Annotated in this window: 15 protein-coding genes; 13 read left to right on the top strand and 2 right to left on the bottom strand. The window is 40.9% G+C overall.

Annotated elements, in window-relative coordinates:
• Nucleotides 1-10: 10 nt before the first annotated feature.
• Nucleotides 11-1,027, bottom strand: coding sequence for a YheC/YheD family protein (locus tag HMPREF2802_RS04485; protein WP_070502905.1), 1,017 nt, complete (start codon nucleotides 1,025-1,027; stop codon nucleotides 11-13).
• Nucleotides 1,028-1,435: 408 nt separating this feature from the next.
• Between HMPREF2802_RS04485 and HMPREF2802_RS04480 the strand changes: the two genes are divergently transcribed.
• The 9 genes from HMPREF2802_RS04480 to HMPREF2802_RS04440 all read left to right on the top strand — a co-directional run bounded on the left by HMPREF2802_RS04480 (nucleotide 1,436) and on the right by HMPREF2802_RS04440 (nucleotide 10,574).
• Nucleotides 1,436-1,924, top strand: a complete 489-nt coding sequence (locus HMPREF2802_RS04480; RefSeq protein ID WP_070502904.1) for a peptide deformylase — start codon at nucleotides 1,436-1,438, stop codon at nucleotides 1,922-1,924.
• Nucleotides 1,917-2,849, top strand: a complete 933-nt coding sequence (gene fmt, locus HMPREF2802_RS04475; protein ID WP_070502903.1) for a methionyl-tRNA formyltransferase — start codon at nucleotides 1,917-1,919, stop codon at nucleotides 2,847-2,849. Before HMPREF2802_RS04480 ends, fmt begins: the two co-directional genes overlap by 8 nt.
• Nucleotides 2,846-4,159 carry a 16S rRNA (cytosine(967)-C(5))-methyltransferase RsmB gene (gene rsmB / locus HMPREF2802_RS04470; RefSeq protein WP_070502902.1) on the top strand — a complete coding sequence of 438 codons (1,314 nt, stop codon included), beginning with the start codon at nucleotides 2,846-2,848 and terminating at the stop codon, nucleotides 4,157-4,159. The genes fmt and rsmB overlap by 4 nt, the downstream gene beginning before the upstream one ends.
• 4 nt (nucleotides 4,160-4,163) lie before the next feature.
• The gene (gene rlmN, locus HMPREF2802_RS04465; protein WP_049407096.1) at nucleotides 4,164-5,258 is read left to right on the top strand and encodes a dual-specificity RNA methyltransferase RlmN; all 1,095 of its coding nucleotides are present in this window, start codon (nucleotides 4,164-4,166) and stop codon (nucleotides 5,256-5,258) included.
• 5 nt (nucleotides 5,259-5,263) lie between these two features.
• Nucleotides 5,264-6,007: a Stp1/IreP family PP2C-type Ser/Thr phosphatase gene (locus HMPREF2802_RS04460; protein ID WP_070502901.1), complete on the top strand. Its 744-nt coding sequence runs from the start codon at nucleotides 5,264-5,266 to the stop codon at nucleotides 6,005-6,007.
• The gene (gene pknB, locus HMPREF2802_RS04455; RefSeq protein ID WP_070502900.1) at nucleotides 6,004-8,124 is read left to right on the top strand and encodes a Stk1 family PASTA domain-containing Ser/Thr kinase; all 2,121 of its coding nucleotides are present in this window, start codon (nucleotides 6,004-6,006) and stop codon (nucleotides 8,122-8,124) included. Before HMPREF2802_RS04460 ends, pknB begins: the two co-directional genes overlap by 4 nt.
• A gap of 283 nt (nucleotides 8,125-8,407) precedes the next feature.
• Nucleotides 8,408-9,283 (top strand): ribosome small subunit-dependent GTPase A, encoded by an 876-nt coding sequence (rsgA, locus tag HMPREF2802_RS04450; RefSeq protein ID WP_070502899.1) that lies wholly within the window; start codon nucleotides 8,408-8,410, stop codon nucleotides 9,281-9,283.
• Nucleotides 9,284-9,928, top strand: coding sequence for a ribulose-phosphate 3-epimerase (gene rpe, locus HMPREF2802_RS04445; RefSeq protein ID WP_002472120.1), 645 nt, complete (start codon nucleotides 9,284-9,286; stop codon nucleotides 9,926-9,928). It begins immediately after the preceding gene.
• 4 nt (nucleotides 9,929-9,932) lie between these two features.
• Nucleotides 9,933-10,574, top strand: a complete 642-nt coding sequence (locus tag HMPREF2802_RS04440) for a thiamine diphosphokinase (RefSeq protein WP_070502898.1) — start codon at nucleotides 9,933-9,935, stop codon at nucleotides 10,572-10,574.
• Between the two features lie 160 nt (nucleotides 10,575-10,734).
• On the opposite strand, the gene rpmB is transcribed toward HMPREF2802_RS04440, so the two are convergent.
• A complete protein-coding gene (gene rpmB, locus HMPREF2802_RS04435) occupies nucleotides 10,735-10,923 on the bottom strand; it encodes a 50S ribosomal protein L28 (protein WP_002472115.1) in 189 nt (62 codons plus the stop codon).
• 384 nt (nucleotides 10,924-11,307) lie between these two features.
• Between rpmB and fakA the strand changes: the two genes are divergently transcribed.
• The 4 genes from fakA to recG all read left to right on the top strand — a co-directional run bounded on the left by fakA (nucleotide 11,308) and on the right by recG (nucleotide 17,021).
• The gene (fakA, locus tag HMPREF2802_RS04430; protein WP_070502897.1) at nucleotides 11,308-12,972 is read left to right on the top strand and encodes a fatty acid kinase catalytic subunit FakA; all 1,665 of its coding nucleotides are present in this window, start codon (nucleotides 11,308-11,310) and stop codon (nucleotides 12,970-12,972) included.
• Nucleotides 12,973-13,417: 445 nt separating this feature from the next.
• The gene (sdaAB, locus tag HMPREF2802_RS04425) at nucleotides 13,418-14,083 is read left to right on the top strand and encodes an L-serine ammonia-lyase, iron-sulfur-dependent subunit beta (protein WP_070502896.1); all 666 of its coding nucleotides are present in this window, start codon (nucleotides 13,418-13,420) and stop codon (nucleotides 14,081-14,083) included.
• Nucleotides 14,084-14,098: 15 nt separating this feature from the next.
• Nucleotides 14,099-14,974 carry an L-serine ammonia-lyase, iron-sulfur-dependent, subunit alpha gene (gene sdaAA / locus HMPREF2802_RS04420; protein WP_070502895.1) on the top strand — a complete coding sequence of 292 codons (876 nt, stop codon included), beginning with the start codon at nucleotides 14,099-14,101 and terminating at the stop codon, nucleotides 14,972-14,974.
• Between the two features lies 1 nt (nucleotide 14,975).
• Nucleotides 14,976-17,021, top strand: coding sequence for an ATP-dependent DNA helicase RecG (gene recG, locus HMPREF2802_RS04415; protein WP_070502894.1), 2,046 nt, complete (start codon nucleotides 14,976-14,978; stop codon nucleotides 17,019-17,021).
• Nucleotides 17,022-17,037 lie beyond the last annotated feature (16 nt).

Raw genomic sequence — 17,037 nt, 5'->3', positions numbered from 1 at the left:
CTTTCCTTAATTATTGTACTCTGTCGCTATGAATGCGATTCAATAGATATTGATAGTAGCTGACTCTGACTTCAGAATCTTCAGCGTAGAAGAATTGTTGACCTGGGTAAGTATTCACTTCAAATAAGCCGATCTCTCCCTGTGGGTTCACACCCAAATCTATACCTAGTGCATCGAGTTCATAATCATAGAAGCGTTCAAAGCGTTTCGGAAAGCTAACACAAAGTTGTTCAAGTCGACGTTTAATATCTTTCCAATTATCTCCAAAGTTTGCTTTGAGAAACGGTACTATAGGTGAGATACCACCGCCTTGGCTGATATTAGAAGTAATATGACGACCTAGTCCAATACGTGGATAAATTTTAACTTTTTGCCATTGGCCTTTCTCGTTTTTACGCACATGTAGCCGAATATCGAAGGGATGGCCTTCTTTCGTTTTAGATTCGAAAAATGGCTGGCAAATATAGTTAGGTTTTAAAAATTTATCATTAATAAGTGGCAATAAGTCCTCTTCACTTAACGTTGTGGAAGTCATATCATCGGATAAAGTGATCTTATCGCCACATTGTTCAATGACATAAATATTTCTTCCTTGATTGCTAAACACAGGTTTAAGCAAGATTTTCTGATAGCGTGATAAAAAGTTTAAAATATCCTCTGGCTTTTTAACTAAACGATAAGGAATGAGTACATCTTTAAAGTTATTGCTTTGAGATAGCATTTTAAAGACTTTATTCTTACCGCCAAGTGCATGCGTCGTCATTACGGATACAGTTTGCAGTGAATCATAAATACCTTTGTTAACGGCTTTCATGGGTTCGTTGTCCACGACATCTGGGTATCCGATGATACCGCGTCTCCATTGACCATTTTCAAGAAAGAGACCATTAATTTGTTGATACTCAGTATCTACATCCTCTGGGGTGAAATAGAAAAAAACTATGTCGTTAAAGTGACACATATAGGCTATAGTACGTGCTAATATTCCAGGTTGTTTGATTGAACGTAACATTCCAACTGTTTTCAATTGAGTAACTCCTTTTCAATATCATAGAAGCAAGGTTCAAGTGAGGCACATCGCTCCATGTTTGTTTCATAGGTTTGTAATAAAAAGATATGGGTTGTGAAACAAGAGGTAATTTATTTAACTATACTTGTTCGACATTTAATATTATACAACAAAACTTTGAACAAGCGCGTGCTTAATTGTCATTTCACTCAATGGATTGTCTTTTAATTATAAGTAAAAGTATTTAGCCTTAAGATATTAATACAACTCGCTTATTCACACGTTACTATTATTAAATATTTTTATTATATGGCTAGATTTTGATTTTATCCTTTTACTAAAACTCACAAAGCGTTTTCATACTATCGCAATTTGTTACTTTTTAAGTTATAATAACTTAATGAATTTTTATAAGGAGACGTCTATATGTCGATTAAGAAACTCGTACCATCTGCCCATCCCATATTGAATCATCCCACCTCATCAGTAACGCGGTTCGATAACCAGTTAGAAACGCTATTAACTGATTTAGAAGATACACTTTACGCTGAAGAAGCTGCAGCAATTTGTGCGCCGCAAATTGGCATCGATCAACAAGCGGCAATTATTGATATGGGTCCTGACGGGTTACTCCAATTAATTAATCCTCAAATCATCTCTCAATCTGATGAAACAACGACGGAGTTAGAAGGTTCGATAAGTTTAGAGGGTGTCTATGGCACGGTTACGAGAAGTCACATGATAGTGGTTCAGGCACAAGACCGTCATGGGCGAGAGGTAGAGTTGACGGCATATGATGATATTGCACGCATGATCTTGCATATGTATGACCATTTTCAAGGTGTATGGTTTACAGATAAATTAGAGCAACGTATTTCTGAAGATGAATTGGAGGCGTATTTAGACGATGAGTAAGATAATCTTTATGGGAACCCCAGACTTTTCAACTAAAGTATTAGAAATGTTAATTGCGGAACATGACGTCATCGCAGTGGTGACACAACCAGATCGTCCAGTAGGTAGAAAGCGCAAGATGACACCGCCGCCGGTAAAACGCGTCGCGCAAGAGGCAGGCATTCAAGTCTATCAGCCTGAAAAGCTTGCTGACTCGGAAGAACTTGACCACTTACTTCAACTCGACACAGACCTCATAGTCACAGCAGCGTTCGGTCAATTATTACCCGAATCACTATTAGAAGCGCCACGTTTAGGAGCAATTAACGTACATGCCTCACTCTTGCCGAAATACCGAGGAGGCGCGCCGATCCATCAAGCTATTATTGATGGGGAAAGTGAAACGGGCGTAACGATTATGTATATGGTGAAAAAGTTAGATGCTGGTAATATCATTTCTCAAAAAGCCATTGAGATTGAAGATCAAGATAATGTTGGCTCACTCCATGATAAATTGAGTTTCTTAGGTGCAGAGTTGTTGCATGACACGTTACCAGACATTATTAATGAAACGAATGAGAGCATCCCACAAGATGACTCGCAAGCATCTTTCGCTTCTAACATTTCACGCGAAGATGAACGAGTGAATTGGGAAGCGTCTGCACGCGATATATTCAACCACATCCGTGGTCTTTCACCATGGCCTGTTGCTTATACAACGATGGACGAGACGAATATGAAATTGTTTGCTGCACGCATTGAAGCAGATAAAGACGGACAGCCAGGTGAAATTATTGAAACGACGATGAAAGCCATTATTGTTGGTACAGGTTCTAGTGATGCGATTGCGTTGACTGAGATTCAACTCGCTGGCAAGAAACGTATGCCTGTCGCAAACTATCTCAGTGGTGTACAAGAATCTCTCGTAGGCAAGGTGCTGGTATGACGGCTGAGACACATGCAAGAACGCTAGCCTTTGAAACGTTAGAGATGGTGATTAAAGATCATGCCTATAGCAATATCGCTCTCAATCAAACGCTTCAGCATACGGATTTGTCTCAAGCTGACAAAGGACTGATTACAGAAATCGTCTATGGCACTTTGAAACGTCAATATACTTTAGATTATTTACTCAAGCCTTTTATCCAAACGAAACTGAAACGCTGGGTACGCATATTGTTATGGATGAGTATATATCAGTATCGTTACCTTGATCGTATCCCGACACATGCCGTGATTAATGAAGCAGTGATGATTGCAAAGCAGCGTGGCGGTCCGCACCAAGGTAAGATAGTTAACGGTATATTACGCCAAATCACGCGTTCAGAACTACCTGATCCTATGGAGATTCAGGATCCAAAACGCCGTCTAAGCATAAGCTATAGTTTGCCGATGTGGATGATTGAACACTGGATTACGCATTACGGCTTTGAAGAGACCGAACGCATTGCCCAGTCCATGTTAGAGCATGTCGCGCAAACCGTACGAGTAAATACGGCGAAGGTTTCAACCTCAGAAGCTGTCCAACGTTTAGAAGAGGAAGGGTTTACAGTCGAAGAGGATGCGCAGCTTGATGTGTGTTTACATGTGAGCGGCGGAGTGATTGCGAACTCAGATAGTTTCCGTGAGGGCTTGATTTCCATTCAAGATAAAAGTTCGATGTTCGTCGCGCACTATCTCGACCCGCAAATTGGTGATCATATCCTTGATGCGTGTAGTGCACCAGGAGGTAAAGCGTGTCATATAGGTGAATTACTACGTGGCACAGGTCAGGTTACTGCGACTGACATTCATCAACATAAGATTGCGTTAATCCAAGAGAATATTCATAAATTAGGATTACCACATGTGAAAGCGATGCAACACGATGCGACCACGCCATATCAAGAGATGTATGATAGAATTTTAGTAGATGCACCATGTAGTGGACTCGGGGTATTGCGCCATAAACCTGAGATTAAATACACGCAATCCTGGGACGACATACACCAACTTGTTGATTTACAGTTGGAGATATTAGAGAATGTGAAACATCAATTGAAACCAGGAGGAACCCTTGTTTACTCTACATGTACGATTGAACAACTTGAAAATGAGAACGTTATATATACATTTTTAAAGCAAAATAGTGAATTTGAATTTGAACCTATTGAACATCCGATCACACATGAACAAGTCAAGACACTTCAAATATTGCCACAAGACTTTGATTCAGATGGTTTCTTTATAACTCGAATAAAAAGAAAGGATAAATAATACTATGATTACTGAAAAAAAGAAGAAAAAGAACAAATTTCTTCCAGATTTCGATAAGCAATCGATCTATTCGCTAAGATTTGATGAATTGCAAGATTGGTTAGTAGAACATGGTCAACAAAAGTTCCGTGCGCAACAGATCTATCAATGGCTCTACGAAAAGCGTGTCGACAGCTTTGATGAGATGTCTAACTTATCTAAGCCATTACGTGAACTGCTTGAAGAACACTTTGCGATTACAACGCTATCTACAGTTGTAAAGCAAGAAAGTAGAGATGGAACGATCAAATTTCTCTTCCAACTTCAAGATGGCTATACAATTGAAACGGTATTAATGCGTCACGATTACGGTAATTCGGTTTGTGTGACGACACAAGTAGGTTGTCGTATCGGTTGTACTTTCTGTGCTTCCTCTATTGGTGGACTTAACCGTAACCTTGAAGCGGGTGAAATTGTGGCCCAAGTCTTAACGGTACAGAAAGCCTTAGATGCGACCGATGAGCGCGTTTCTCAAATCGTCATCATGGGTATTGGCGAACCATTTGAGAACTATGATGAAATGATGGATTTCCTACGCATTGTGAATCATGATCGCAGTTTAAATATTGGTGCGCGTCATATCACTGTATCCACTTCAGGAATTATTCCACGTATTTATGACTTCGCGGAAGAAGATATTCAAATCAACTTTGCAGTCAGTCTGCACGGTGCGAACAACGAAATCCGCTCTCGTTTAATGCCAATTAACCGAGCGTACGACGTGGATAAACTGATGGATGCGATTGATTACTATCAAGAACAAACGAATCGACGTGTCACTTTTGAATACGGCTTGTTTGGCGGCGTTAACGATCAACTTGAACATGCGCGCGAACTCGCTGCTTTAATCAAACATCTCAACTGTCACGTTAACTTAATTCCAGTCAACCACGTTCCAGAACGTAACTACGTGAGAACGCCGAAAGAAGACATTTTTAAATTTGAAAAAGAATTGAAACGTTTAGGCATCAATGCGACGATTCGTCGTGAGCAAGGATCAGATATTGATGCAGCCTGTGGCCAGTTAAGAGCAAAAGAACGTCAAGTAGAAACGAGGTAGGTAACATGCTTAATGCTGAACTATTCACTGATGCAGGACCATATCGTGAGAAGAATGAAGACGCTGGCGGAGTCTTCTACAATAAGACAGAACAACAGTTGTTGGTGATTTGTGATGGCATGGGTGGCCATCAAGCAGGTGAGGTCGCAAGTCAATATGTCACAGAAGCCTTACAATCACGTTTCGAAGCAGAGAATTTCATCGAGCCTGAACGTGCAGAACGCTGGTTAAACACGACCTTAAAGAGTGTCAACCGAGATTTATATGACTATGCAGAAAGTCATGCATCATATCATGGCATGGGCACGACATGTGTCTGTGCGATGGTCTTTGACAATCACGTCGTTGTGGCGAATATCGGGGACTCACGTGCGTATTTAGTTAATTCACGTGAGGTTAACCAACTTACGAGTGATCACTCGTTCGTCAATCATCTCGTCATGATTGGTCAAATTACAGAAGAAGAGGCGTTTAACCATCCGCAACGGAATATTATTACTAAAGTGATGGGTACCGATCGTCGTGTAGCACCTGATTTGTTTGTTAAAAGGACAAATTTCTACGACTATCTTTTATTATGTACAGATGGTTTAACAGATTACGTACGTGATCACGAAATTCAAGCTCAGTTAGCTGAGGGAGGAGATTTACAGACACAAGGTCACGCCCTCCTTCGTCTATCAGAAGATAAAGCGTCGAAAGATAATGTGAGTGTTGTCCTCGCTGAAATCGAGGGTGATAAAGTATGATCGGTCAAGTGATTAGTGACCGTTATCGTGTAGTACGTAAACTTGGTGGGGGCGGTATGAGTACGGTCTATTTGGCTGAAGATACGATTCTTCAGCGCCAAGTTGCGGTTAAAGCGATAACTGTACCTTCAGGAGAAAAGGATGCGACACTTCAACGTTTTAACAGAGAGGTACATAATTTAACGCAACTTTCCCATGAGAATATCGTTAATGTCTATGATGTTACTGAAGATGATGACGACCATTTTTTTATCGTCATGGAATATATCAACGGCCCAACGCTGAATGAGTATATTAAGCAGCACCAACCTTTAGATATTAATACTGTGATTAACTTTACAGAACAGATTATCAATGGGATTGAACATGCGCATGAGCATCGTATCGTCCATCGTGATGTGAAGCCGCAGAACGTGCTCGTCTGTGAGGATTATACGTTAAAAGTATTAGACTTCGGAATTGCGAAAGCGCTAAGTGAAACGACGATGACACACACGAATAGTGTACTCGGGACTGTACAGTATCTTTCACCCGAACAAGCACGTGGAGAGAATACAGATAAGACGACAGATGTCTACTCGATAGGTATCGTACTCTACGAACTCTTGATGGGGGAACCGCCGTTCAAAGGTGAAACGGCGATTAGTGTCGCGATTCAACATATTCAATCCGCCATTCCCAACATTTCAGAAACGCGTGAGGATGTACCCCAAGCATTGAGCAATGTGGTCTTGAAAGCGACTGAGAAAGATCGTCACGATCGTTACCAAGATGTGGCGGATATGCGTTCACATTTACAGACAGCACTAGATTCCAATCATCAAGATGATGAGGTTTATCACACTGACAATACACAAACTAAGACAGTGCCGTTAAATACAGGTTATGTCAATGAAACGTTGAGTCAACAGACGACGCAAATTCCTAACACGTCTCAATCGCGTCAAGATAGTGACACAATCAATCATCAACAATTTCAACGTGACGAAGGACAGTTTCATGCTGTACCGACGAAGAAACGTTCGAAGAAGAAGAAATTTTTCCTAGGCTTTATCTTTTTACTACTCGTAGCGGCATTGGTATCATTCGCAGGTTGGGGCATGTTTGGCAAGAAATACTCCGAAGCACCTGATGTGAGTGGCCACACGATGTCAGAAGCGAAACAACTTTTAAAAAAACATAAGCTGAAAGTTGGAAAGGTCGATCACGCCTATAGTGACAAGTACGATGAAGATAAAGTGATCAGTTCGTCACCTAAAATTGGCAGTCGAGTGAAACAAGGTTCGAAAGTCAATTTAACAGTGTCGAAAGGACCTGAGATGGCGGAGATGCCAAACTTGTACAATATGAGTAAGGATTCTGCTGAAGAGACATTGAATAAATTGGGTATTACGCATATCGACTTTGATACGGCGTATACGAAATCTAATGTGCCTAAAGGCCATATTGAGTCACAAAGTGTTGAACCAGGTAAAAAGGTGGAAATTCATGACACAGAGATCAAATTGACAGAATCTCTTGGCTACAAGCAAGTTAAAGTCGACGATTATGAAGGTAAAAGTGTTGCAGAAGCGACCGAAGCACTTGAAGAAAAGGGCTTTAATGTCGCGGTGAGCAAACGTTACAGTAAAAAGGTTGAGAAAGACCACGTTATCAGCCAAAGCCCTAAAAATAAAAAAGTGAATGAAGGTTCAACTGTCACGCTCGTGGTGTCTTTAGGTGAGCAACCGAAGTCTAAAGATGATGAGGATCAAGACGATTCAGACGACGCGGATAAAGATAAAGACAAAGATAAAAGTGACAGCGATGACACACATGGTAAACATGACAAAGCCTCATCTTCTGATTCTGACTCGCATCATGGCAAAACCAAAGATTACGAAGCGAAAGAAGAGGTACCTTACTCTGGAAAAAAGGGCAAAAGCCAAAAGGTTCAAATCTTTCGACGAGATCAGAATAGTGGAGGCACTACACCTTATCAAACGTATTCAATAACGAGTGATCGAGAGGTCGTCATTCCGCTCGAAATTCAACAAGGGCGAGACGCAGGCTATACGATTCGAGTTGATGGGCGTATCGTTGCAGATAAAGATATTGCCTATGATGATATTGATTAAAAGTGAATAGTTAATTTAAGCATGCAGAATTTGTTTACATGAAGTTGCATATCGAGTGCACTTCATTGATTAAGTTGAAGTATATTTGATGCATTTTTGGGTTATGCATTTTTAAATAGGAGTGGAACTAAGGATATCAATTCGATGTCAGTTCCACTCTTATTTTAATAGCTAAAGTGATGGGGTGGGCGAGATGAATAGTCAATCAAGTCTGAACGAATGGTTATAAAGTTTATCCCACCTTTGATATAATGAGATAAAGTATGAGAAGCGGGGTGTCACAGTGAAGACGGGACGCATAGTGAAATTAATAAGTGGCGTGTACCAAGTCGATGTTGATGGTGCACTCTATAATACTAAGCCGAGAGGGTTATTTAGAAAGAAGAAATTCTCTCCTATCGTTGGGGATGTGGTTGATTTCGAAGTAGAGAATGAGTCTGAAGGCTACATCTATCATGTTCATGAACGGGTAAACCAACTGAAACGTCCACCAGTGAGTAACATCGATCACTTGGTCATCGTGATGAGTGCCAAAGCACCAGACTTCTCTTCACAATTACTAGATCGCTTTCTCGTCATCGCGCATTCATATGCGCTTGCTCCGAGTATAGTAGTAACGAAAAAAGATCTGCTTTCTGACGATGAAGCCCGAGAATTAAATGAACGCTTAGAAGTTTATCGCGACTTAGGTTATAACGTAGAAGTCGTGGGACGCGACGACGCAGTTGATCAGTTATTTACCAACTGGTCTGAAGGATTAGTCGTGTTAAGTGGTCAATCTGGCGTCGGTAAATCTACGCTGTTAAATAAATTCCATCCAGAGTTATCATTAGAGACGCAAGATATCTCTAAAGCGTTAAATCGCGGACGCCATACGACGCGTCACATTGAATTATTTCAATTTGAAAAGGGTTATGTGGCCGATACCCCTGGCTTCAGTGCCCTAGATTTTGACCACATTGATAAGTCAGAACTGAAAGATTATTTCGTAGAGATTAAAGATTACGGTACAGCTTGCAAGTTTCGTGATTGTATGCACATGAAAGAGCCGAAATGTCACGTAAAGGCCCAAGTAGAGACGGGGGCTATTCGCGACTTTAGGTATCAACATTACGTACAACTTTACGAAGAACTTGCGAATAGAAAGGAAAGATACTGAATGGCTCAATTATTCCCCTCATTGTTAGCAGCTGACTTTCTACACTTAGATCAGGAATTACGTGCATTGGAAGACGCTGGCGTGGACGGTGTGCACTTTGATGTTATGGATGGACAATTTGTTCCGAATATCTCAGTTGGCCTACCTGTCTTAAATGCCGTACGTCGCGGTACAACGTTACCGATTGATGTTCACTTAATGATTGAAGATCCAGGTGTTTATGTTCAGCACTTTATTGATTATGGTGCAGATATGATTTCAGTTCATGTCGAAGCAACGTCTCATATCCATAGCGTGATTCAGAAGATTAAAGATGGTGGCGCGAAAGCGGGTGTTGTTATCAATCCAGGAACTCCTGTGAGTATGATTGAACCGATATTAGCGTTTGTGGATTATGTACTCGTGATGACTGTCAATCCTGGTTTCGGAGGACAAGTCTTTATTGAACGTTGTTTAGATAAAGTACGCACGCTCGCGCAGTTGAAAGCAACGCAACAATTGGACTTTGATATCGAGGTAGATGGTGGTATTAATGCTGACACGGTTGCTCAAGCATTAGACGCTGGTGCAACGATGCTCGTCACAGGCTCTTATTTCTTCCACCAACCTGATTATCGTCAAGCAACACAGCAGTTGAAAGGTTGATTGAATGCGTATTAATTTATTATGTAGTCGTAGAAATTTACCGGAGAACCTTTTTCAAGAACAAGGTACAGAACGCTGGGCTGGCATCGATAGAGGTGCCTTAATCTTACTTGAAGAGGGTATCAAACCTTGTATGGCAATTGGCGACTTTGATTCGATCAGTGAACAGGAACGAGACTATTTGGAATCCCATCTCGTCCTCAACCCGCATAAGTCTGAGAAAGATGATACAGATTTAGCATTAGGGGTCATGCAGGCAGTTGAAGAGGGTTATACCGAAATTAATATTTATGGTGCGACAGGCGGCAGATTAGATCACTTTATGGGTGTTTTGCAAATTCTGGAAAAGCCTGAGTACGAAGCTAAAAATATTGCGATTCAAGTGAAAGATGCGACGAACGTGATTACTTATTTAGGTTATGGTGAGCATAAGATTAAAAGGGATAAGGCGTATCAATATATATCGTTTTTGCCTGTGATGTATCCCACTGTGATTTCACTAGAGCACTTTAAATACGCATTGGATCATCAGCAGTTGAATGTCGGTAGTACACTTACGGTATCGAATGAGTTGTTAGAACCTGAAGGACATGTGACATTACATTACGGTGGCGTCTTAATGATTCGAAGTCGAGATGCGAAGTAAAGGATCAGTAGAGAAAAGATGTAAAGCATTGTTGTATATGTGTAACAGATGAGCATATGCTTAAAGCGATTTGAAGTCGAATGAAAAATATTCTATTAAGATAAAGAAAAAACTTGACTTCCCACATAGAAGTCAAGTTTTCTTGTGCATTATATATTTATTAAACTCTAGTAACTTTACCAGATTTTAAAGCACGAGCTGAAACCCAAACTTTTTTAGGTTTACCGTCAACTAAAATTCTAACTTTTTGTAAGTTAGCGTTCCATCTACGTTTAGTAGAGTTTAAAGCGTGTGAACGTTTGTTACCAGTTGAAGCTTTACGGCCTGTTACGTAACATTGTTTAGCCATGCGTGTACCTCCTTTAATAAATATAAATACACTAAACTACTATATACCATTTGAATTTACCATAATTTTCAAGCTGAGGCAATCAAATTACACATTTAAGTAACAAATTTTATTTCGACGGATATAACTTTTATGTTATAATTCCATATTGTGGAGAAGTATAAGAAAATAATTATATATAGATTACTCTAGCTCTGTGTACGATTCTAACAGGCAACACAGGGCCTCCCAGTCATTTTATACAAAGGATAAAAGTTAAATTTAAAAACGATAAATGAAAATCAATCGTTATCAATATATAATAGAAATATTGTAGAACGAGAACGGGAAATCGCGTTATACATAGAAATCACGTTGAGAAGACGAGTAGGAGGATATAAGCAAATGGTAAGGTATATCGATGGTAAATTATTTGCGAAGATGATTGAACAAGGAGCGCAAAATTTATCAAACAATGTAAACTTAATCGACTCATTAAACGTCTATCCAGTTCCGGACGGTGACACTGGAACGAATATGAACTTGACTATGACATCAGGGAATGAGGCTGTCTCTAACCAAGCGTCTTCTCACATTGGACAAGTAGGACAAGTCTTCGCGAAAGGCTTACTCATGGGCGCTCGAGGTAATTCAGGAGTGATTCTTTCACAAATCTTTCGCGGGTTCTGCCAACGTATTGAGCAAGATGCTGAAATTGACGTACCTCTACTTGCTAAAGCGTTACAAGCAAGTGTAGAAACTGCATATCAAGCTATCGTGAAACCAGTGGAAGGTACGATTCTAACAGTTGCTAAAGACACTGCAGAGAAAGCGATGGCAGTTGCGGATAGCCATGAAGAGATGGAGACATTCTTCCAGAAAATCATTGAAGCGGCGAATCAATCATTAGAGAACACGCCGAATCTACTACCAGTGTTGAAAGAAGTCGTTGTCGTTGATAGTGGAGGTAAAGGCTTAGTTACTGTGTTGGAAGGTTTCTTAGCTGGCCTCAAAGGTGAGACGATTGAAGCACATACTTCTAGTGTTGCTGAGAATGTTGCAGATGTGGATCTTGAAGCAGAAGCACATGACTTTCATGGTGTGATGAATACTGAAGACATCCAATACGGCTATTGTACAGAAGTTATGGCGCGTTTTGATGAGGCAGGTAAGACATTCGATGAACAGCAATTCAGAGAAGATATGAGTACGTTCGGTGACTCATTGCTCGTGATTAATGATGACGAGATTGTTAAAGTTCATGTACATTCTGAAAAACCTGGGGACGTTTTTAATTACGTACAACAATACGGTGAGCTCATTAAGTTAAAAGTTGAAAATATGCGCGAGCAACATCGTGAAGTCGTGAAGAAAGAGCAAAGTCGACAAGGTAATCAAGAAGATATCGCACAAGTAAAAACTGCAATCATCGCTATTTCAATGGGTGAAGGAATTTCCGAACTCTTTAAGTCGATGGGTGCCACTCACATTATCAGCGGTGGTCAAACGATGAATCCATCCACGGAAGATATCGTGAAAGTGATCGAGCAGTCAGGTTGTCAACGTGCGATGATCCTACCAAACAATAAGAACATCATCTTAGCAAGTGAACAAGCTGCTGAGATGGTTCAAGCTGAAACCGTAGTTATTCCTACACGCTCAGTGCCACAAGGCATCACTGCATTGTTTAATTTGGATCACGATGCTGAACTCTCTGAGAATAAAGAAGTGATGACGGAAGCGTTGGAAGCAGTCGTGTCTGGTGCAGTGACGACGGCAGTTCGAGATACACAAGTCGATGGTGTAACGATTAATGAGAATGATTATATCGGCTTAATGAATGATAAAATTGTGACGAGCGATGCGCAACTTACTGAAACATTGCATGGCTTGATGGAACAGATGGTCACTGATGACAGTGAAATCATTACGTTGATCTCAGGTCAGGATGCGAATGCGGAAGATACAGAAGCATTGATTGAGTGGATTGAAGCACAGTATCCTGAAGTTGAAATTGATGAACATGACGGACAACAACCGGTTTATCCGTATTTATTTGCGGTGGAATAACATTGAAGATGAGGTCGCGTTAATTTGGTAAAGCTTTAGAATTCAATTGCATCATATTTTAATTCCATTATTTAGCAGTCATTTTAGTTCAAATATAAGTGTAGCGAGGATATGACTTGGATTAACGTCCAAGTTCATTATCCTCGTTTTTTAATATAATAATGAATTAAATACCTAAATATTCATTGTCCAATCACATTAAATACATATACTCTAAAATACTGATATGACAGTATCTATAGCGTTTCAATAACTTTCTTATTGCTAGAACTCCTGCTATAATTAACGAGCATAACTAGAAGTGAAAGCGCTTTTACAAATGATGAGAAAGTCGATGTAAACTTACGTTCAATTTCTACAGTAAACTGACAACATTTTACGGATATCTCATTTTTTCAAAACTGAAATAGGACTCGATGAATATAGACAACGATAGGAGACAACAATGAAGTTTAAAAGTGTATTTGATATTATTGAACCCACTATGGTAGGCCCTTCTTCTTCGCATACAGCTGGGGCCGTACGTATCGGTTTGGTGGCTAGAGGCTTGTTCTCTGAGATGCCTGACCAAGTCGATATTTACCTCTATGGGTCATTTATGGAAACCTACAAAGGTCATGGAACAGATGTCGCTTTAGTTGGAGGGTTGTTAGGTTACGATACAGATGATGACCGTTTGCCAACTAGCATCCAAACAGCTGAAACAATGGGGATACGCATTAACTTTATCGAAATGAAAGAAGAACGTTCTCACCCAAATACAACGATTCTGCACATGCGTAAAGGAGATAAAGATATCTCTGTAGAAGGCATTTCAATCGGTGGCGGTAATATTGAAATTGTAGCGATTAATGGCTTTAAGATTACGTTGAGTGGGAATTATCCTGCTCTGCTCGTCTTCCACCAAGACACCTTTGGAACAATTGGTAAAGTTGCAAATATACTTGGTGAGCACAGTATTAACGTCGGAAGTATGCAAGTATCTCGTAAGGAGAAAGGTGATCAAGCATTGATGACGTGTGAGCTGGATGATGCAATCGACGATGAAATTCTTACGCAGATAAGACATGTTGAAGGCGTCGTTACAGTATCGCTGATGGGGAATGATTAACACAGGGGGAGAATGATGTTTAAGAGTATCAAAGAATTACTAGCAATATGTGACGCTGAATCACTGACGATTCATGAAGTGATGATGCGTCAAGAGATGTCAGTGACAGGACTTACTGAGGAAGAAGTTTATGCACGAATGGACAAGAATTTACAGACGATGGAGCATGCTTTAGAACAAGGTCTTACGGGTGAGGGTGTTGTTTCAACGACGGGGCTTACTGGCGGAGATGCATTGTTACTACAACGTTACATCGCATCGGGCGCCTCTTTAGCAGGAGATACGATGCTTGATGTTGTAAGTCGAGCTACGGCGACCAACGAGGTCAACGCCGCTATGGGTAAAATTTGTGCGACACCCACTGCTGGTTCGGCAGGCGTGGTACCGGGTGTCTTATTTGGATTACGTTCCAAGCTACATCCTTCACGAAGAGATATGCTTAACTTTCTGTTAACTGCTGGTGCCTTTGGATTTGTAGTTGCTAATAATGCGTCAATTTCCGGAGCAGCGGGTGGATGTCAAGCTGAGGTCGGTTCTGCGGCAGCGATGGCAGCTGCAGCAACCGTAGAACTCGCGGGTGGATCGCCACAGCAATCGGCTGAAGCCTTTGCAATTTGTTTGAAAAATATGCTAGGTTTAGTGTGTGATCCAGTCGCTGGCTTAGTAGAAGTGCCGTGTGTGAAACGTAATGCAGCAGGGTCTTCGAATGCAGTAGTTTCGGCAGATATGGCATTAGCAGGAATTCAGTCGCGCATTCCGACAGACGAGGTTATTGAAGCGATGTTTCGTATTGGACAAACAATGCCATCCGCTTTGCGTGAAACAGGAAGAGGTGGCTTAGCAGGTACGCCGACAGGTCAGCGCTTAAAACAACAAATATTTGGTGATTAATATGTCGAAAGTCCATTTAATTGAGAGCCCTTTTCCCTTATCATCAGTAAAAGGTTTGGGGCCAAAGCGTTTAGCAGTGCTCAATGAGTTAAACATTCAAACGATCGAAGATTTAGTCTTATATTTTCCAGTCAGATACGAAGATAATACCGTAGTAGATTTAAATCAAGCTGAAGATCAATCCGTCGTGACAGTAGTGGGAGAAGTGTATTCGACGCCTACTGTCGCTTTTTTTGGACGAAATAAATCTAAGCTGACCGTCCACTTACTTGTCAATAATATCGCAGTGAAGGCGATCTTTTTTAACCAACCTTATTTGAAAAAGAAAATTCAACTCAATGAACTTGTAACCATTAAAGGTAAATGGAATCGTCGAAAACAAGAAATCAATGGTAATCGAATGTATTTCAGTGCTGAGGAACAAGGCGAAACGCAACTTGAGCCGGTTTATCGCATCAAAGAAGGGATTAAACAGAAACCGCTAAGAGATATGATACGTCAAGTACTTGATGAGGTGACGATTGAAGAGTGGCTCTCAGAAGATTTGCGCAACAAATATAAACTTGAACCACTGGCAGATACGATACGTACGCTGCATTACGCGCCAGATAAGACGGAGCTCCTACGTGCACGTCGCACCTACGCTTTCACTGAACTCTTTATGTTCGAACTTCGTATGCAGTGGTTAAATCGTTTAGAGAAGACATCAGACGAGGCCATCGAAATCAATTATGATATTGAGCAAGTAAAAGCATTTATCGCCAGTTTACCGTTTGAACTCACTGATGCACAGAAACAAAGTGTGAACGAAATATTCAGGGATTTGAAAGCACCTATTCGTATGCATCGTTTACTGCAAGGTGATGTGGGTTCTGGTAAAACGGTCGTCGCTGCGATATGTATGTATGCGTTGAAAACAGCAGGGTATCAATCTGCTTTGATGGTACCGACAGAAATTCTCGCCGAGCAACATGCTGAAAGTTTAAGTGAGTTGTTTGGAGATACGATGAATATTGCTTTGCTGACAGGTTCTGTAAAAGGAAAGAAACGGGCACTGTTGCTTGAACAATTGGAATCAGGCGAAATTGATTGTGTGATCGGTACACATGCTTTAATTCAAGATGATGTCATTTTCAAAGATGTCGGTTTAGTCATTACCGATGAGCAACATCGTTTTGGCGTGAATCAACGACAGCTTCTTCGTGAGAAAGGGGCAATGACCAATGTCCTATTTATGACAGCAACGCCAATTCCACGTACCTTAGCTATTTCTGTGTTTGGAGAAATGGATGTTTCTTCAATCAAGCAACTGCCGAAAGGTCGCAAGCCAATCATCACTTCATGGGCGAAACATGAAGCCTACGAAGAGGTCTTAACTCAAATGACGAGCGAGTTACGCAAAGGGCGGCAAGCCTACGTGATTTGTCCGTTAATTGAAAGTTCTGAGCACCTTGAAGATGTGCAGAATGTTGTTGAACTTTACGAAGCCATGCAGGCCTATTACGGTGAATCGCGTGTGGGTCTATTACATGGCAAGATGACCTCAGAAGAGAAAGACGAAGTGATGCAACGTTTTAGTGATCACGATATTGATATTCTCGTGTCCACTACTGTTGTCGAGGTCGGGGTCAACGTACCAAATGCGACGTTTATGATGATTTATGATGCTGACCGCTTTGGCTTATCAACGCTTCATCAGTTACGAGGTCGTGTAGGTCGCAGTGAGCATCAAAGTTACTGTGTGCTCATCGCTTCACCGAAGACGGAGACAGGCATTGAGCGTATGAATATTATGACTGAGACCAATGACGGCTTTGAGTTGAGTGAACGAGACCTTGAAATGCGTGGTCCTGGTGACTTCTTTGGGGTGAAACAAAGTGGTTTGCCTGACTTCTTAGTGGCCAATGTTGTCGAAGATTATAAAATGTTAGAAGTGGCGCGTGATGAAGCGGGTGAATTGATACAATCAGGTCAATTCTTCACTGATGAGTATGCCACTTTACGCTCTTTTATTGAAGATAACCTACTTTATACGAGCTTTGATTAATATACAGACAAGGAAG

It is taken from the genome of Staphylococcus sp. HMSC071G07 (assembly GCF_001811435.1).
Taxonomy (GTDB): domain Bacteria; phylum Bacillota; class Bacilli; order Staphylococcales; family Staphylococcaceae; genus Staphylococcus; species Staphylococcus pettenkoferi.
Note: the sequence above shows the minus strand (reverse complement) of the source record. Positions and strands in the feature narration are given on the sequence as shown.